This is a genomic window from Parafrankia sp. EUN1f (assembly GCF_000177675.1).
GTDB lineage: Bacteria > Actinomycetota > Actinomycetes > Frankiales > Frankiaceae > Parafrankia.
Window position 1 is genome coordinate 18,066 of record NZ_ADGX01000047.1, and the last position, 16,978, is coordinate 35,043.

A 16,978-nucleotide genomic window follows, 5' to 3' on the forward strand; every position below is an offset into this window, starting at 1 on the left:
CCTCGCCGGTGGGCGCCCGGCCCCCGCGGTCCTCAACCGACCTCACCACCCCGTTCGTTTGCTGATTCGGCAAAGATTTTTGTCAGCTCCGTGGACGTTCGCGCAGGGTCGCCGGCAGGCGGTTGTCGTCCCTGGCTGGCACCGCCCTCATCGAGGGATCCGAGGAGCGAGCGGGATGGACGCGACGTACGACGTGGTGATCGTGGGCGGGGGCCCGGCTGGTCTGAGCGCGGGGCTCACCCTCGCGCGGGCGCGCCGGGCGGTGCTCGTGGTCGACGCGGGTGATCCGCGAAACGCCCCCGCGACACAGGTCCACACCTACCTGGCCAGGGAAGGCACGCCACCGGGGGAGTTGCTGGCCATCGGCCGCGGGGAGGTCATCGGCTACGGCGGCGAGGTGGTGACCTCGCCTGTGGTCTCCGCTGAACGGCTGGGTGAGGGCGGCGAAGGCGGCGAAGGCGGCGAGCCCGGCTTCCGGGTGGTGCTGTCCGACCGGCGGGCCGTTCGGGCCCGGCGTCTGATCCTGGCCACCGGCCTGGTTGACGAGCTGCCGCCGGTGCCCGGGGTGGCGCAGCGGTGGGGGCGCGATGTCGTGCACTGCCCGTACTGCCATGGCTGGGAGATCCGCGACCAGACGATCGGGATTCTGGCGACCGGTCCGCTGGCCGTGCACCAGGCCCTGCTGTGGCGCCAGTGGAGCCGGGACATCCTGCTGTTCACCCACACCGCACCCGCCCTCGGCGCCGAGGACGCCGAACGGCTCTCGGTCAGCGGCGTGACCGTCGTGGACGGCGAGGTCGGGGCGCTGGAGGTGGTCGACGACCGGCTGGCGGGCGTCCGGCTGCTGTCCGGACGTCTCATACCGTGCCAGGCGGTAGCCGTGCAGGCGCGGATGAACGCGCGGGCGGACCTGGCTGCCGGTCTGGGTCTGGGGACCGTCGACCTGCGGATGGGTGAGCACGTGGTGGGCAGCCACATCGAGGCGGACCCGACCGGCAGGACAGCGGTGCCCGGTGTGTGGGTCACGGGCAACGTCACGGACCTGCGGGCGCCGGTTCTGGTGGCCGCCGCGGCCGGCCTCAACACCGCGGCCGCCGTGAACGCCGATCTGATCGAGCAGGACACGGCCAGCGCGGTGGTCGCCCGCCGACAGGGGCTCCGCCACGGCGACGGCCAGGCGAACGGTTCCGGCCACGAGCACCGCCACGACCACGACCGTGGCCACGACCACGACCACGACCACGACCGTGGCCACGGGCACGGCCACGGGCACGGGCACGGGCACAGTGATCACGACTGGGAGAGCGAGTTCAGCGAGGAGGCCTGGGACGAGCGGTACCGGGCCCGGCCGAAGATCTGGAGCGGTCGGCCGAATCCGGTGCTGATCACCGAGGTCGCCGAGCTGCCCGCGGGCACCGCGCTCGATGCCGGATCCGGGGAGGGCGGGGACGCGTTCTGGCTGGCCACCCGTGGCTGGAGGGTGACCGGCGCCGACCTGTCGACCCTCGCGCTGAGCCGCGCGGCCGCGACGGCCGAGGAGCTCGGGCATGACATCACCTGGCTGCACATCGACCTGTCGGAGCGCGAAGCGCCGGGGACGTTCGACCTGGTCACCGCGCACTACCTGCATCTGCCACCGGCCCGCCGCCCGGCGCTGTTCGCCCACCTCGCGGCCGCCGTCGCGCCCGGCGGAACGCTGCTGGTCGTCGGTCACGACCTGAACGACCTCGGTATCCCGACATCTCGACCGGGGGTGGCGGAGACGGGCTGGACCGCCGCCGATGTCGTCGCCTCGCTGGGCGCGGGCTGGGCCGTCGAGGTCGCGGAGCGCCGGCCACGGCGCCTCACCGCCCCGGACGGGCGGGAGATCGACGCCTACGACGTCGTCCTGCGGGCCCGCCGCGCTGGTTCGACGGCCCGTCCGCTGCCGGTGGCGGGCCCCTGACCTGCGGGGCTTCCGCACGCGGACTGGCCGTCGTTCGGCGCCGGGCGTCCAGCCCCGCACCGTACGGGGCGCAGCCGTATAGTCCCCACCGTTCTGGGAGCGGCAAGACGGAGGTCGTCAGGTGGACAGGGACATCGTTGTCGTCATCGGCGTCGGCGGGATGGGGCGGGCGATCGCCCGCCGGATCGGCAACGGCCGCAAGATCCTGCTGGCCGATGTCAGCGAGGGCGCGCTCAGCGTGGCCGACGTGCTGCTGGGTGAAGGGCAGGACGTCGTCACCCAGGTCGTCGACGTCTCCAGCCGTGACTCGGTGGCCGCGCTCGCCGACACCGCCGCCGGGCTCGGGCGGGTGACCCAGATCGCGCACACCGCCGGACTCTCCCCGACGCAGGCGTCGACCGAGGCGATCCTGCGGGTCGACCTGCTCGGCGTCGCGCTGGTGCTCGACGAGTTCGCCCGGGTCGTCGCCCCCGGCGGTGCCGGAGTCGTCATCGCGAGCATGGCCGGCCACATGGGCGGCCTCACACCGGAGGAGGAGCGGATCGTCGCCGTGACACCCACGGACGAGCTGCTCGCCCTGCCCTTCTTCGAACCCGACGTCCTCGGCTCGCCGGGTGCTGCCTACTCCAAGTCGAAGCGGGCCAACATCGTGCGGGTGCAGGCCGCGGCCGGGCCCTGGGGGGACCGCGGCGCACGGATCAACTCGATCAGCCCGGGGGTCATCTCCACCCCCATGGGCCAGGAGGAGCTGGCAGGGGAGTCGGGGGAGCAGATGCGGACGATGGTGTCGATGTCCGCGGCGAAGCGTCTCGGCACCCCGGACGACATCGCCGCCGCCGCGGCCTTCCTGCTCGGCCAGGACGCCAGTTTCGTCAGCGGCACCGACCTGCTGGTCGACGGCGGCACCGTCGCCGCCATCCGGCCGCTGCTGCCGGTGGGCTGAGCTGCCGGTGGGCTGAGCTGCCGGCGGGCTGATCAGGGCGGCTTGACCTGAACCTCGGTTGAGGAAGGAGGCTGGCCCGACTGACGTGCCGGCCGGGGCCTCCCCGCTGGCCTCGCGGGAGGAGACAGCTGTGGCCGTGCTGCCAGCCAGGCCGCCGAGCGCGGACGACGGGTCCGCTTCATCTCCGGACACATCGGGAGACGGAGCGGGTGGTGCCTCGTCCGCGGGAACGGCCGGGATCCGGCCCCGGATGGTCTTCGCCGCGCTGATCCTCGGCGGTCTGCTCGTCGTCCTGGACATCACGATCATCAACGTGGCCATCCGGACGCTGGCTCGGGACCTGGAGGTCTCGCTGCCGGTGATCCAGTGGGTCTCGACCGGCTACACGCTGGCTCTCGCGATGACAGTGCCGACAAGCGCCTGGCTGGTTGGCCGGTTCGGGGTCCGCCGCGTGTACGTCGGTGCGCTCGGCGGCTTCGTGCTGGGATCGGCGCTGTGCGGGCTGGCGTGGGACATCGGATCGCTCATCGCCTTCCGGGTGCTCCAGGGCGTCGGCGGCGGCCTGGTGCAACCGGTCGGGATGATGATCGTGTTGCGGGCGACGCCCCCTGAGCGGCGGGGGCGTGCGATGGGCCTGCTGGGGCTCCCGGTGCTCGTCGGGCCGGTGCTGGGGCCGACCGTCGGCGGTTGGCTGGTCGAAATCTCCTGGCGATGGATCTTCCTGGTGAACCTGCCCGTGGGCCTGGCCGCGCTGCTGCTTGCCGCGCGGGCGCTGCGCCCCTTCACCGGCTCGGCGGGTGGTGCCGCCGCGGCGGCCAGTGGTGCTGTCGGTGATCGTGCGACCGGCCCACGACTTGATGTCGCCGGTCTCGCCCTGGTCGCGCCCGGCCTGGCCCTGTTCGTCTTCGGGCTGGCCGAGAGCGGCCGGCTGGGAACGGTCGCGTCCAGCTCCGTGATCGTGCCCGCCCTGGTCGGCATCACGATGGTGGCCGGATTTGTGGTCCGTGCCCTGAAGACACCGGCTCCGCTGGTCCGGATCACGTTGCTGGGGCGGCGGGCGGTCGCCTCCGGCGCGGTCACACTGGTGCTGTTCTCGTCGGCCTACTTCGGATCGATGCTCGTCCTGCCGTTGTACTGGCAGGTCGCACGGGGGCTCAGCCCGGCGGAGACGGGCATGCTCGGGATACCGCAGGCTCTGGCCACCGGACTTTCGCTGCAGGTGGCAAGCCGGCTCGTCGATCGGCTGCAACCGGCGCGGGTCGTCGGATTCGGTATCACCCTGGCGGCGTCCGGGCTGCTCGCCGCGGTGCTTCTGCTCGACGCCGACACTCCGTACTGGCAGCTCATGCTCGCGATGTCTGTCACGGGTGTCGGGGCCGGTTCGACGATCATGCCGACCATCACCACCGCGCTGCGTAACCTCGATGATCGGGACTCCCCGTCGGGGAGCACGCTGCTGAACATCACCAGCCAGGTCGGCGTGTCGATCGGCACCGCCGCGACCTCGGTCGTGCTGGCCTCCGGCCTCGCCTCGCGGGGGCTCGCCGCGGTGCTCGCCGGAGGAGACACCGGCGGTGGATCTGACACCGCTGTACCAGGCACAGGCCCGGCGCAGGCGGCTGTCGACGTCGCCGCGGGCTTCGCGGCCGCCTGCCGCACCACCCTCGGCGTGCCGTTGGTTCTCATGGCAGGCGCACTGGTCGCGGCCGTGACGGTGCTCCCTCGCCGCGCCAGCCAGACCTCAACAGCCGTCGTCGAAGGGTAGCCGGCCCGGCCGCCACCAGAACGCGCCGTCGGTTCGTAGCATCCTCTCCATGACGTCCGAGGAAGGGACCACTCGGGTTGACATCTGGATCTGGTCGGTCCGGCTCGTCAAGACCCGAACGATGGCGGGGGATGCCTGCCGGGGTGGTCACGTCCGGCTCAACGGTGAGCGGGTGAAGCCGGCCCGGCCCGTGCGGGTCGGGGACGAGGTCCGGCTCCGGCAGGACGGCCGCGAACGTGTCGTCGTGGTGACCAAGGTGCTCACGAAGCGGGTCGGCGCCGCCGTCGCGGCGGAGTGCTACCTCGACAACAGCCCGCCACCGCCGGAGCGCCAGCCGCTGATGGCGGTGCGTGATCGGGGTACGGGGCGCCCGACCAAGCGGGACCGCCGAGCCGTGGAACGGCTCCGTAACCGCTGAAGGGTAACCGCTGAAGGTCACGGAACAGACCACTCGACCTACGGAGCGGCCGAGACCTGTGCGGAGAGCGCTCGGGCGAGGTCGTTCATCGCGGCCTCGGGCACCCAGGCTGCCGAAGGCTCGCGCAGGTATCGGAAGATCGACGGGCCGCGCTCGTCGACGGGAAGGCCGTGGGCCCGGGGAATGACATGCACGTGCAGGTGGTCGAATCCCGGGGCCTCGGAAAACGCCGCGACGTAGGTTTTCGCGCACCCTGTCACCTCGGTCAGCGCCAGGCTCAGCGTGCGGCACAGAACGCCGAGTTCGGCGGCCGCGGCCGCGTCCAGATCGGCGATCGTGGTGATGTGCCGACGGGCGACGAGCACCAGCCAGCCCGGAAGCGCGCAGCGGACGGCGTGTGCCGCGCGCCATCCCGCACCGACCAGGATTCGCTCGCGGATCGGCAAGGTGGCCAGCGAAGCCTCCTGCCTGCATGAATAGCAGCTGTCCGAACCGGTTGCGTGGTCGTCGAGCACGGCTGTGATCCTACGAGCGCCAGAGCTCTCGCTGGCCCGTATTCGACGATGAGCTTCGGCGGAGACGGCAGCTCGAAGCCGTAGCTCGAAGATCTGAGGATTTCCGTCGTTTCCAGTTTCCAGAGCCTGTAGCAGAATTCTGGGCCGCTGCGGATCCGGGTCACCGGCATGGGTTTGGCGGAGCCGCGCTGATGGAATGCGAACCCCACCGGCACGGCAACCCGTCGAGGAGCCCGCACCGCCGCGCAGCTTCAGCAATTCACCTCAAGAATGGAAAAAGGGGCGCAGCTTCACCTGGCGATCCGCAAGAAGTGAGGATTTTGGTCGTCGGAACGACCAAAATCGTTCACACTTGCGACTCGCCAAGCCGGGCCACCGGGCTGCCGGGCCACCGGGCTGCCGGGCTCTCGGAGGTCCGGCCGCGTTCGTGGAGTGCGAACCTCCCCATCCACCGACTAGCGATCTTGATCGACGTCCATCCGCGACAGGCTCTCCAGCGACCAAAGCCCTCAGATCTTGCCCCGGCGCGACGGGAGGCGGTGAAGATCTGGTGCGGCGGTGGTGGCGGCGGCGATGCTGTCGGCTCGGCACCCCTGCGGGTGCCACGGGCCACCAGCGAGATCGGCCACCAACCGCGGTGGTGCGGCGGGGAAGCGTTGCGGCGCGGCGCGGGGTGGCGGCATGGCGCCGGCCTGATCCACGATCACGCCGGTGATCGCGTAGGGGTTTGCGGTGACGCAGCGCGCCCACGGGCGCGGCCGCAGCCCAGGCCGCACAGGCGTCACGGGTCTCTGCGATCTACGAGCGGCGTGCCCGCCCACCTGTGAACAGCGCACCGACCAGGCCGTCGCCACCCCCACGGACCAACCGCCCGGAAGACCGGATCTATCCGACAAAGCGCGAGCATGCCCGGGCCTCGGGTTGCCGCATTGGCCTATGTACCAGGTCAGGGCACCGAAGTGACACTTTTCCGACCCCGCTGCAGGAACCCGTCAATGGGTTTCTATCATTCTAGGTACTGCATACGGATCATTTGTTGCAAACGGCTGGGTGCGAGGAATCCGCCCAGCGGCCTTGGATGGGGTCGGGCAGGTACATGATCGGAAAAGGTTCACGCCGCACCGTGGCCTGCGCATGACAAACGCCGCCAAGTCCCACCGCGGCCGATGACCATCGAGCCGATGACCGTCGACACCACGGTCGACGAGTCGACCGTGCACGCATCGACGGTGCGCGAGGCACCCCTCGACGCGGCGGCACCCGACGAGGCGGCACCCGACAAGGCTGCCGTGGCGGGGGCGTCCCGCAGCCTCGGCGTACGTGGGCGGGTGGTGTCGCGACCCGCACGCACGAGACGGACCCGGCTGCGGCTCTCGCGTCCAGCGATCGCCGTCACTGTGCTCGCACTGCTGTCGTTCGTCGGCAGCGTGCTCCTGCAGAAGATCCTCTTCCCGGACGGATCCGGTGACGCGGACGAAGCCGCCTACGTCCTGCAGGCCCGGATGTTGCTCCAGGGGCGGCTGACCCTGGACGCCACGGTGGTCGAGCCGTTCTTCCGGCCCTGGCTCACCGGTGAGCACGACGGCAGGGTGTTCACGAAGTATCTGCCTGGCTGGCCGGCGATGCTCGCCGGGTCGCAGGCGCTGTTCGGGACGATGGTGGTCGCGCCCGCGGCGGTGGCGGCCGGTTGGGTCGTCGGGACGTTCCGGCTGGCCAGAGAGCTGTTCGCCGATGTGCGCACGGCACTCATGGCGGCGGCGGGCGTGGCACTGTCGCCGATTGTGCTGCTGCACACCGCGCTTCCGCTTGCGTATGCCGCGGGTGCGGCGACGCTGGTGCTCGCGGCTGCCGAGCTTCTGCGCGGGGCCCGGACCGGCTCGCGGCCGGCGCTGCTCCTGGGCGGTGCCAGTGCGGGGTTCGCGCTGCTCATCCGGCCGTTCGACGCGGTCCTGGTGCTTCTCCCGGTGTTCGGGCTGGTGCTGGTACGGGCACGGCAATGGTCAAAGCCGGCGGTACGGCTGGGGGCGCTGTCGGGGGCCCGGGCGTGGGAGTGGGTGCGGGTGCGGGTGCGGACCATGGCGCATCGTGCGGGCTGGGTCGGGATCGGTGCGCTGCCGTTCGTGCTGGTGGCGGCGGCCTACTGCTGGTACGTCACGGGGTCACCGCTGCGCATGCCCCTGTCGGCCTCTGATCCGCTGGACCGCTTCGGCTTCGGGCCGCGGCGGATCCTGCCGTCCGAGCCGAGTTTCCTGTTCACCCGCCGGCTGGCGCTGGACGCGCTACGCGAGACCCTCGCTGCCGCCCCCAGCTGGTTGTTCGGTGGCACCGTCCTGGTCGGGTTGGCGGCCGCTGGCCTGTTCGCGCCACGGCGCCGGCCCGAACGGATCATGCTTGTGGTCACGGCCGGCGTGGTGCTCGGTGGTTATTCCTTCTGGTGGGGCTCCGCGTTCGCGATGCCGGGCCTGCGTAACGGGCTCGGACCGCATTACCACCTCGCCGCGTTCACCCCGGTCGTCATTCTCGCGGCCGAGGGTGCGCGGTGGCTCTGGGACCTGTCGCGGCGCCTCACCGAGTGGCTGGGTCTGGCCGGGCGCGCGGTGGGCGAGCGTGCGGTGGCCGGGCGCGCGGTGGGCCGGCGCGCGACGGCCGGGCATGTGATGGCCGGGCGGGCGGGGGACTGGTGGGCGGCGGGGTTGCGCCTGGCCCGGCCGGGGGTGGCCGTGGTCGCCGGGGTGGGACTCCTCGCGATCACCTGGTCGAGTCTGCCGGGGCGCATCGACGTCCAGCGTGGTGTCAACGAGAGCAATCATTTTGTGGACGAGTTGATCCCCGACGAGCTCGACACACCCGCAGTGATCCTGGTGACGCCGCAGACCCCGAGTCGGTACACCCAGATCCCGTACCACACGCTGCGGAACTCTCCAGACCTTGATGATCCGGTTGTCTACGCGGCGGACATCGGTCCCGGCTCGGCCGCGCTGTCCGACCGGATGCCCGGCCGGACGATCTACCGGCTGCGGCCGGAGGAGATTGTTGACCCGACCGTTCCCGGCAGCTTCCGTGGCTCCTTCGAAGCGTTGCGGCAGGTCACCGGCACTCGTATCGAGATCCAGGTGAACGTGCGGGCGCCCGTTGGCGCGGGCCAGCGGCAGGGGCAGGGGCGGGGGCCGCGACTGTACGTGCGGCTCGATGGTGCGCTGCGGGAGATCGACGGCGCCACCAGCCACACCTTTGTTCTCACCACGAGCGATCCGGCGACCGGTCCGGACGAGATCGGAATCTCGCGGGCGTCGCTGCCCGAGGAACTCGTCGTCGGCTACGCGGAGGGCTCCGGCGCCGGGGCCGCCGTCTGGGAGGAACGGATCCCGCTGGTCCAGCGCTCAGACGGCGAGCTCGCGTTGCTCGCGCCCGGGCTCGGCTGGCGGCGGCTGCCCACGGGCTCCGGTACCGAGTGGATCGCTGCGGCGACTCGGCCGGTCCTGCAGGTCTCGCTGACCCGGCTCGATCCGGGCCTTTCGGGCCCGGCCGCCACCGGCGGCGGCCGGTAGACGTCCGACATCCAGGTCGTATCAGGTACACAGCGAGAGCTTGGCGACAGCTCACGTCGAATTCGGCCGGGCGCTCACGCAGGTGACAAGGAAGGTTGTCGTGCGACCGGCCGGGCCGGCCGACCCAAGTAGTCTTTGCATGCTCTTTCCGGTACTTGACTTCTTCCGGTACCTGATCCGCTCCCAGGTCCGGGTCTGGGGATGCGATGGGGCTACTCGGAACATTCAGGAACCTAACGGTCCTCTTCTTCTGCGAGCAGTATCCGCCCATTGTCTGGGATGGTGCCGGAACGTACACGGCGGCTCTTGCCGCCGCCCTTGTCGGGCTCGGGCACAACGTACACATTCTATGTGCTCAGGGGCGGCGGATCTCCGACACCGTGGAAAACGGAGTGCACGTGCACCGGCGGCCGTTGCTGCAGGCTCCGGCGACCCGTGCGCTGGGCGGTCTCGGTTCCCGGCTGCGCGGCCCACTCCACCCGCGTGACTCGCTCGCGCTGCGGACCAGCCTCGCGGCTTCCTACAGCTTCTGGATGCGCCAGCTCCAGCTTCGGCCGGACGTGATCGAAACGCAGGACGGCGAGACCCGCGCCCTCATCGAGGCGGTCTGCCACACCAGGCCGCTGGCCATCCACCTGCACTGCCCGACGATGCTCGCGGTCCGCCTCGCCGGGCAGCCGATCGGCACCCGCGGCCTGGTCGCGGACCGGCTCGACCAGGTCTCGGCGCGGCGGGCCGACGTCGTGACCGCACCGTCCCAGCTGCTCGTCGACGAACTGCGCCGGGACGGCTGGCTGGGCGACCGTGCGGTCGAGGTGATCCCCAACCTCTTCGACGCCACGCCGTGGCGTGGGCTGCCGGACGCCCGGGCGACCGAGCCGACGATCGCCGTCGTGGGTCGGCTGGAGCCGTTCAAGGGTGTCGACGTGCTCCTGGACGCCGCCGCCCGGCTGCGGGCCGCCGGCGTGGCGCACCACCTCGTCGTCGTGGGTCGGTCGGCGGGCGCGATCGGCGGGGTGGAGTCCGGCACCTGGCTGCGGGGCCGGGCCCGTGAGCTGGGTGTTGACGCCGAGTTCACCGGTCACCTGACGGCCGCGCAGATCCGTGAGGTCTTCGGCCGGGCCCGGGTCGTGGCGGTGCCCAGCCGGTTCGAGAGCTTCTCCCTCGTCGCCGTGGAGGCGATCGCGGCCGGACGTCCTGTCGTCGTCACGAGCCGGACGGGAGTCGCGCCGTTCGTGCAGCGCTGGAACGCGGGCAGTGTGGTCCCGACCGGTGACCCGGCCGCCCTGGCAGACGCGCTCGCGCCCTTCCTGCTCGACGCCGGCTGGGCGGCCGCGGTCGGCGAGCACGGCCGGCACGGTGTCACCGAGCTCGAGCCCGAAGCCATCGCCCGCCGCAAGGAGGCCGCCTACCTGCGCGGAATCAAGGAGTTCCACGCGCGGCAACGGGGCGCCGCGACGATTCGTCCCGGTCTCCGTCTCCGTCCCCACCGCGGGCCCGCCGTCTGGCTCCCGGAGCCGAGACCGCCCGCCACGGACGATCGAAGTCGAGATGGCGCCGCGAGCCGGCCGGAACACAGATCTCGTATCGACGTGCCGGAGTCGTCAGCACGGACCCGCTGAGCGGCGGCGTGGCCGACCACGTGACGCGCTGAGAACGGGCCTGTGTCGAAGGTGTCTTTTTCGTTAGGATTTCGCCGATATAGGGGATGTGCTGCTGCCTGTAAGTAAGCGAGAGGGCATATCATGCGCTTGTGTCGTCAGACTGGCCTGTTAGGTATGGCGGCCGCCGTCCTTGTCGCCGCGAGTGCTGGCTGCTCGGCTACCAGCACTGTTGACAGTCAGGGTGGCGCCGCCAAAATCTGTACGAGCCCCGGGGTATCGGCGGACCAGATCACGTTGGGCTTTGTCTACCCCGACTCCGGCCCGGGCAGCGACGCACTGTCCTCGACCCGTGCCGGTGTCGACGCCCGGCTCGGCCTCGCCAATGAGCAGGGCGGAGTCCACGGCCGGCGGATCACCTATGACTGGCGGGACGATGCCACCTCGCTGACCCAGAACGTTCAGGTAGTCACGAGCCTTGTTCACGACGAGTCCGTGTTCGGCCTTCTCACGGCTTCGGTGACGATGGGCGACTCGATGGCCGCCCTCTCCGCGGACGGAGTACCCGTGGTGGGGCTCGCGGCCGAGTCGTCCTGGTCGAACTACCCGAACATGTTCAGCTTCGTCTACGCGGACTCGCCCGAAGTCGTCGCGCAGTATGTCCATACAAGCGGCGCGGTCAGAGCGGGCATTGTCATCACCGGCGACGCGCCCTCGACGCTGCAACTGGCGGCCAGGTACACCTCCGCGCTGGAGGCGGTGGGCATCGCGTCGGAGTCGGTCCCCTTCAACCCGGCGGTCGACAGCGCCACCCAGACGGCGCGGCGCCTCGCGGCGGCGGGTGTGAACGCGCTTGTCGGACTGTCGAGCCTGGACGATCTCGCCGCCATCATGCAGGCCGCTCACACCACGGGAATGGAGATCGCCGCCAGTGTCGCGCTGAGCGGCTACGACCAGCGATTGCTTGCGGCCAAGGGGAAGCAGCTCGCCGGTGTTTCCTTTCCTGTCGCGTTCCGCCCGTTCGAGTCCGGCGGCCCCGCCATCGACCGCTATCGGCAGGCCATGAACGCGTTCGCGCCACAGGCCGGCGGGCCCGACCAGCAGCTGGCGATGTTCGCCTACATCTACACCGACATGTTCCTGCGCGGCCTGGAGCTGGCCGGCTCCTGCCCCACCCGCCAGGGATTCATCAACGCATTGCGAGGAGTCACCGACTACGACGCGGGCGGCCTCATCTCCCCGGTGAGCCTGCGTGACAACGTGGGCAAACCGAGCCCGTGTTCAGCGATCGTCCAGATAAATCCCGCCGGCGATGCCTTCGACGTCGTCAGGCAACGCGTCTGCGCCGACGGAACGAGCAGCTGATCCGATTCCCGGCGCTGGTGTTCGGGCAGTGCTGCATCGGGTAGTGCTGCATCGGGCGGTGCTGCATCGGGCAGTGCTGCATCGGGCAGCGCTAGGCATGCTCGCCGGTGGGCTGCGAACGGGGCGGGACGCCGTCCGGGCGGTAGGTCTTCATCGGGGCGGTGGTCGGGTCGGCGCCCAGGGTGTTGCCGCAGCGGGTGGAGATCCACCGCCGGCGCCCCGGAGTCGGCCGCCAGCTCTCGATGTCGAACGTCGTGCCGGTCGCGTACCGCTCCCCGCCGGACCCGGGGACCAGGGCGAGGAACTCGTGGCAGCGGAGCTGGTCCTGCAGACTCTCGGTCACCGTGGTGTCCAGCGTCCCGACGCACCTGTTGATCGCCGCCCACATCTCCGAGGCTGCTCCGTCGCGGTCATCGGCGTGCCGCGCCGCGTCGGTGGGCCACAACGAGATCCGGAAGTCGCCGCCGGCCCACCGCTGCACGGTGATCTCCTCGGCGTAGCGGCTCGCGCCGCAGTAGGGTGCCGCGCCCGCGGCGTCGGGCCGGGCCGCGGGCGCGGCGCTGGCGGCTGAGGCCGGGCCGGTTGCTGAGGCTGTGGCGGTCGGGCCGCGGTCCGACGAACCGGCGCCGGTCGAGTCGCGCGGCGTGCCGGTGGCCGGCAAGGTGGTCCGCTGGTCGCTGGGCGTTCCGGCGTCGGAGGCTGTGTCGCTGCCTCCGGCATTGGCTACCGTGATCGCCACGGCGGCCAGCAGCCCGGCAGCGCCGATCAGGCCCACCGTCAGGCGGCGCTGCTGTGTCATTTGTTGAGCGTAGGGCCTGCCTGGAGGATTGCCCGCCGGATCGGCGACAGGGCACCGGGAGTGTCCTGACCTCGATGTCAACACCTATCTCCGGGTTGGAGAATCTGATATTACGTCCAGAAGAGCGTCGTTCTTCTCAGTACGAATGCTTCTTCCGTAACGGAAGGTGGCCGCGGGTCGGGTGGGTGGCGGTCTGCCGGCGGTGCCCCTGCGCCGCGGGGAACCGCCGGTTGCCCGCGGCGGTCACCCGCACCGCAGGAACCGGAGGATCCATGTACCCGCCCGACTTCGTGACACTGACCCCTGACAAGCCCGCGGTGATCCTCACCGGTGGCCCCGACGGTGCGGACCGCGTCCAGACCTACCGTGAGCTGGTCGAGGGTTCCGCGCGGTTGTCCCGCTTACTCGTCCACTCGGGCCTGCGCCCGGGTGACTGCCTGGCGATTCTCGCCGAGAATCATCTGCGCTACTTCGAGCTGGTGTGGGCGGGTCTTAACTGTGGGCTCTACATCACGCCGATCAACTCCCACCTCACCGCACCCGAAGTCGCCTACCTGGTGAACGACAGCGGTGCGAAGGCACTGGTCACCACCCAGAAGCTGGCCGGTGTCGCGGAGGCGATCGTGGCGGAGACGCCGGGGGTCCTGCGCCGGCTCATGCTCGACGGGTCGTCCGAGCACCACGAGGATCTCGACGTCGCCACCGCCGGCTACGACAGCGGGCCCCGCGAGGACGAGATCCGCGGCTCGTTCATGCTCTACAGCTCGGGAACCACCGGCCGCCCGAAGGGCATCCGTTTCCCGCTGCCGGACACTCCCGCCTCCGCCGGCGACGTCCAGTTGCTGAACGGGACGGTGCGGATGTACGGCCTCGACGCCGACTCCGTCTACCTGTCGCCCGCGCCGCTTTACCACGCGGCACCGCTGAGGGTGTCGGCTGTGTTGCACAGCGTTGGGGGAACCGTCGTGGTGCTCCCGAAGTTCGACGCGCAGGAGGCGCTGCGCGCGATCGAGCGGTACCGGGTTCTCGCCGCGCAGTGGGTGCCGACGATGTTCGTCCGGATGCTCAAGCTCGCCCCGGAGATCCGGAACCGTTACGACCTGTCGAGCATGCGCATCGCCCTGCACGCCGCGGCGCCATGCCCGGTCGACGTGAAGCGCCAGATGATCGAATGGTGGGGGCCGATCGTCTACGAGTACTACTCCGGCTCGGAGAACTTCGGCAACACCGGTATCTCCAGCGAGGAATGGCTCGCCCACCCCGGCTCGGTCGGGCGCGCCCAAGGCGGCGGTGTGCTGCACATCTGCGCCGAGGACGGCACCGAACTGCCCGCCGGCGAGACCGGGACGGTCTACTTCGAGAGCCCTGGTGCCGGCTTCAGTTACCACAAGGACCCCGGGCGGACCAAGGCTGTGAGCCACCCCGGCCATCCGGGCTGGCGCACACTGGGCGATGTCGGTCATGTCGACGAGGACGGCTATCTCTACCTGAGCGACCGGCGCGACTTCACGATCATCGCCGGCGGTGTCAACATCTACCCGCGGGAGATCGAGGACGTCCTGGTCATGCACGAGGAGGTGGCGGACGTCGCCGTGTTCGGAGTACCGCACCCGGAGCTCGGTGAGCAGGTCAAGGCCGTCGTCCAGCCGGCGACCATCGCCGACGCGGGGGACGCGCTGGCGGCCCGTCTGCTGGACTACTGCCGGGACAGGCTGGCCCCGTTCAAATGGCCGCGCTCGATCGACTTCGTGCCCGAACTGCCCCGCCTCGACAACGGCAAGCTCTACAAGAAGGCGCTTCGGGACGCGTACTGGGCTACCGAGTCGTCCAGCGTGTAGCGGCGGCCCGTCCGCGTGGTGCGGCCTGTCGGAGGCACCTGGAACGTGGCCTACGGTTGTGGACGAGCAAAATCGCCGGATGATTCGAAATCCGTACGCAATGGCCTCCTGGGCGATTGTCATCGTTGGCTGATCGGTGCCGGGCAACGGACTCCTCTGGATACGGCCAGCGGGATCCGTGGCCCCATTCCTCGGCGGTGGTTCGTCCTTTCCAGGTGGGGCTAGAACCGGCCGCGTGTGCGGCGACGCCGTGCGACACTTCTGGCAGCGAAGCCATCTACGTTCCCGCGGCGTGCCGTCGTGATATCGGCACGTCGCCTCGCACCGGTGGTCAGCCATGCCCGAAAGGAGACCGACGGTGATGACCCAAGGCCCGGTCAACATCCAGAGCTCATTCCTGGACCTGAGCGAACTCAGCCTTCGTGACCTGCGTCATCGCCACGACGTCGAGTTGGATGAAGGGCTGCGCCGGGTCCTGGCGGGAATCGACGAACCGGACAGTCGGCTGATCGGGGGCGTTCGGGCCGGGTGGGTGTGACCTACCGCCCAGCAACGGGCGTCGACGGGCCGCGGGGGCCCATGGCCGATGGGGCGCACGCACAGCAGGAGCTGTCGGCCGCGGCCTTCGATGCGCTGGCCGCGGGGACGGACGACGGCGCGCCCAGCCGGATCCTGTGGCGAGCCGAGCGGAGCAGGCGGCGGCTGCTGCTGCGGGCGCTCCTGGACCAGACACGGGCCCGGGCCGGCGCCTGCGGGCCGTTACCGTCGCTGGACGTCGCCTGGGAGCTGCTGGAGGCCGCGGAGGCTCGGGCCCCCGCCGAGGCCCGGGCGGTGCTCGAGCACCCGACCGTCGGGCGCTGGGTCGCCCACGTGCTGCGTCGCCTGCGCGGGGTGGCCCACTCCGACACGCCACTGTGGGTGGATCTCGGCTATCTGCACACCGTCGCCGCGTCCGCCGCCGTGCGCGCCGGGCTCGACTTCGTGCTCGGGGTGCCCCTGCGCCATCGGCTTCTGGTGTTGCCGACGTTGGGCTCGGGTAGCGTGCCCGGCCACGGGATCTGGGCTGTCGTGGCCCTGCGCCACGAGGCCGGTCGGCTGCGGGCCGATCCCGGCGGGGAGATCTGCCTGGACGTCACGGTGGCCGGCGTCGGATGGCGGCCGATGACGGTGCTGCGCGCCGAGTGCGGGGACCGTGTCCTGACCGTGGCACTTGACGACACGGACCCGTTCCGCCATATCGCCACCCCGGCACGTCCGCTGCGGCTGGAAACTTCCTCGGTACGGCATTGGGAGAAAACCCTTGCCGCTGCGTGGAGGATTCTGGTGAGTCATTTTCCGCGGCAGGCGGTGCTGCTGTCGCAGGCTCCGCTGATGTTAGCCCCGATACCGAACAGGCAGCGCTTCCGGATCAACAGCGCGTCGGATGGTGACGCGGTCGGCTCGATCGGCCTCGCCGAGACGAATCACGGGCCGTGGCTGGCGGAGACGTTGTTGCACGAGCTGGCGCACGCCCGACTCGGCGCTTTGTTCAACCTGACAGAGCTGCTGGTCCGCCGGCCGGGACCGGTCGGCTACGCGCCCTGGCGCGACGATCCGCGTCCGCTTCAGGGAATGCTGCACGGGATATACGCCTTTCTTGAGGTCACCGCGTTCTGGCGCACCTGGCGGACGGCACTGGACGGGGCGGCGCGCCTGCACGCCGACTTCGAGTTCGCGCTGGCGCGCGGGCAGGTCGACGAGGCGCTCCGCCAGGTGCGGGTGCACCCGGATCTGACCCAGGCCGGTCACCGTTTCGTCGCCGGCCTCGTGCTGCGACTGGAGAGCTGGCTGGGGGAACCGGTGGCCTCAGAGGCCGAGCGGTTCGCCGGTCTGGCACGTCACGTGCATCGGACGCGCTGGCGGCTGCGGCGCCGAACCGCGGACGTCGTCCGGCCGGTGCCGCTGCAGGGGCTGACCGACCTGTGCCGGCTCCAGCTGCTCGAGCCGCGCGAGTTCCGCGCCGGGGCGGCACGAGCGATCGCCCGGGCCGCCCGCCCCGGCGACGCACTGCTGCCCGCCGACTGGCTGCTGGTGGCAGGCGATCTCGCGGGCGCCCGCGGCGGCTATGAGCGGGCGGCCCGCGCGGATCCGGCGGATGACCGGGCCGTCGCCGGTCTCGCCGCCTGCCGCATCCTGCTGGCCCGGCCCGGGCCGACGAGCTGGGATGACGGCGTCGGCGATCTCAGCGGCCTCCCGGTCTGA

At 70.9% G+C, this 16,978-nt stretch carries 13 protein-coding genes; 10 read left to right on the forward strand and 3 right to left on the reverse strand.

Annotation, left to right across the window (positions count from 1 at the left end):
* Positions 1-175: 175 nt before the first annotated feature.
* The 4 genes from FREUN1FDRAFT_RS46360 to FREUN1FDRAFT_RS15940 all read left to right on the forward strand — a co-directional run bounded on the left by FREUN1FDRAFT_RS46360 (position 176) and on the right by FREUN1FDRAFT_RS15940 (position 5,071).
* Complete coding sequence (locus tag FREUN1FDRAFT_RS46360) at positions 176-1,945, forward strand: bifunctional NAD(P)/FAD-dependent oxidoreductase/class I SAM-dependent methyltransferase (RefSeq protein WP_006541126.1); 1,770 nt, start codon at positions 176-178, stop codon at positions 1,943-1,945.
* 121 nt (positions 1,946-2,066) lie between these two features.
* Positions 2,067-2,888, forward strand: coding sequence for an SDR family oxidoreductase (locus tag FREUN1FDRAFT_RS15930; RefSeq protein ID WP_006541127.1), 822 nt, complete (start codon positions 2,067-2,069; stop codon positions 2,886-2,888).
* Positions 2,889-3,138: 250 nt separating this feature from the next.
* Positions 3,139-4,653, forward strand: coding sequence for a DHA2 family efflux MFS transporter permease subunit (locus FREUN1FDRAFT_RS15935; RefSeq protein ID WP_006541128.1), 1,515 nt, complete (start codon positions 3,139-3,141; stop codon positions 4,651-4,653).
* A 49-nt stretch (positions 4,654-4,702) separates the two neighbouring features.
* Positions 4,703-5,071: an RNA-binding S4 domain-containing protein gene (locus tag FREUN1FDRAFT_RS15940; protein WP_006541129.1), complete on the forward strand. Its 369-nt coding sequence runs from the start codon at positions 4,703-4,705 to the stop codon at positions 5,069-5,071.
* 38 nt (positions 5,072-5,109) lie between these two features.
* Here the strand turns inward: FREUN1FDRAFT_RS15940 and FREUN1FDRAFT_RS15945 are convergent, their stop codons facing one another.
* Both FREUN1FDRAFT_RS15945 and FREUN1FDRAFT_RS15950 read right to left on the reverse strand, forming a co-directional pair.
* Positions 5,110-5,586 (reverse strand): HIT family protein, encoded by a 477-nt coding sequence (locus FREUN1FDRAFT_RS15945; protein WP_006541130.1) that lies wholly within the window; start codon positions 5,584-5,586, stop codon positions 5,110-5,112.
* 509 nt (positions 5,587-6,095) lie between these two features.
* A complete protein-coding gene (locus FREUN1FDRAFT_RS15950; RefSeq protein WP_157474832.1) occupies positions 6,096-6,371 on the reverse strand; it encodes a hypothetical protein in 276 nt (91 codons plus the stop codon).
* Between the two features lie 381 nt (positions 6,372-6,752).
* Between FREUN1FDRAFT_RS15950 and FREUN1FDRAFT_RS47705 the strand changes: the two genes are divergently transcribed.
* The 3 genes from FREUN1FDRAFT_RS47705 (at position 6,753) to FREUN1FDRAFT_RS15965 (ending at position 12,100) form a co-directional block, all read left to right on the forward strand.
* Positions 6,753-9,134: a hypothetical protein gene (locus FREUN1FDRAFT_RS47705; protein ID WP_006541131.1), complete on the forward strand. Its 2,382-nt coding sequence runs from the start codon at positions 6,753-6,755 to the stop codon at positions 9,132-9,134.
* 206 nt (positions 9,135-9,340) lie between these two features.
* Positions 9,341-10,756 (forward strand): glycosyltransferase family 4 protein, encoded by a 1,416-nt coding sequence (locus FREUN1FDRAFT_RS15960; protein ID WP_006541132.1) that lies wholly within the window; start codon positions 9,341-9,343, stop codon positions 10,754-10,756.
* A gap of 276 nt (positions 10,757-11,032) precedes the next feature.
* Positions 11,033-12,100 (forward strand): ABC transporter substrate-binding protein, encoded by a 1,068-nt coding sequence (locus FREUN1FDRAFT_RS15965; RefSeq protein ID WP_232295217.1) that lies wholly within the window; start codon positions 11,033-11,035, stop codon positions 12,098-12,100.
* Between the two features lie 91 nt (positions 12,101-12,191).
* Here FREUN1FDRAFT_RS15965 and FREUN1FDRAFT_RS15970 read toward each other — a convergent pair whose 3' ends face one another.
* Positions 12,192-12,899: a DUF2599 domain-containing protein gene (locus FREUN1FDRAFT_RS15970; protein ID WP_006541134.1), complete on the reverse strand. Its 708-nt coding sequence runs from the start codon at positions 12,897-12,899 to the stop codon at positions 12,192-12,194.
* Positions 12,900-13,171: 272 nt separating this feature from the next.
* On the opposite strand from FREUN1FDRAFT_RS15970, the gene FREUN1FDRAFT_RS15975 reads away from it, so the two are divergent.
* The 3 genes from FREUN1FDRAFT_RS15975 (at position 13,172) to FREUN1FDRAFT_RS15980 (ending at position 16,978) form a co-directional block, all read left to right on the forward strand.
* Entirely contained in the window at positions 13,172-14,737 is a 1,566-nt protein-coding gene (locus FREUN1FDRAFT_RS15975; RefSeq protein ID WP_006541135.1) for an acyl-CoA synthetase, read from the forward strand.
* 361 nt (positions 14,738-15,098) lie between these two features.
* Positions 15,099-15,275, forward strand: a complete 177-nt coding sequence (locus FREUN1FDRAFT_RS43885) for a hypothetical protein (protein ID WP_006541136.1) — start codon at positions 15,099-15,101, stop codon at positions 15,273-15,275.
* A gap of 41 nt (positions 15,276-15,316) precedes the next feature.
* The gene (locus FREUN1FDRAFT_RS15980) at positions 15,317-16,978 is read left to right on the forward strand and encodes an HEXXH motif domain-containing protein (RefSeq protein ID WP_006541137.1); all 1,662 of its coding nucleotides are present in this window, start codon (positions 15,317-15,319) and stop codon (positions 16,976-16,978) included.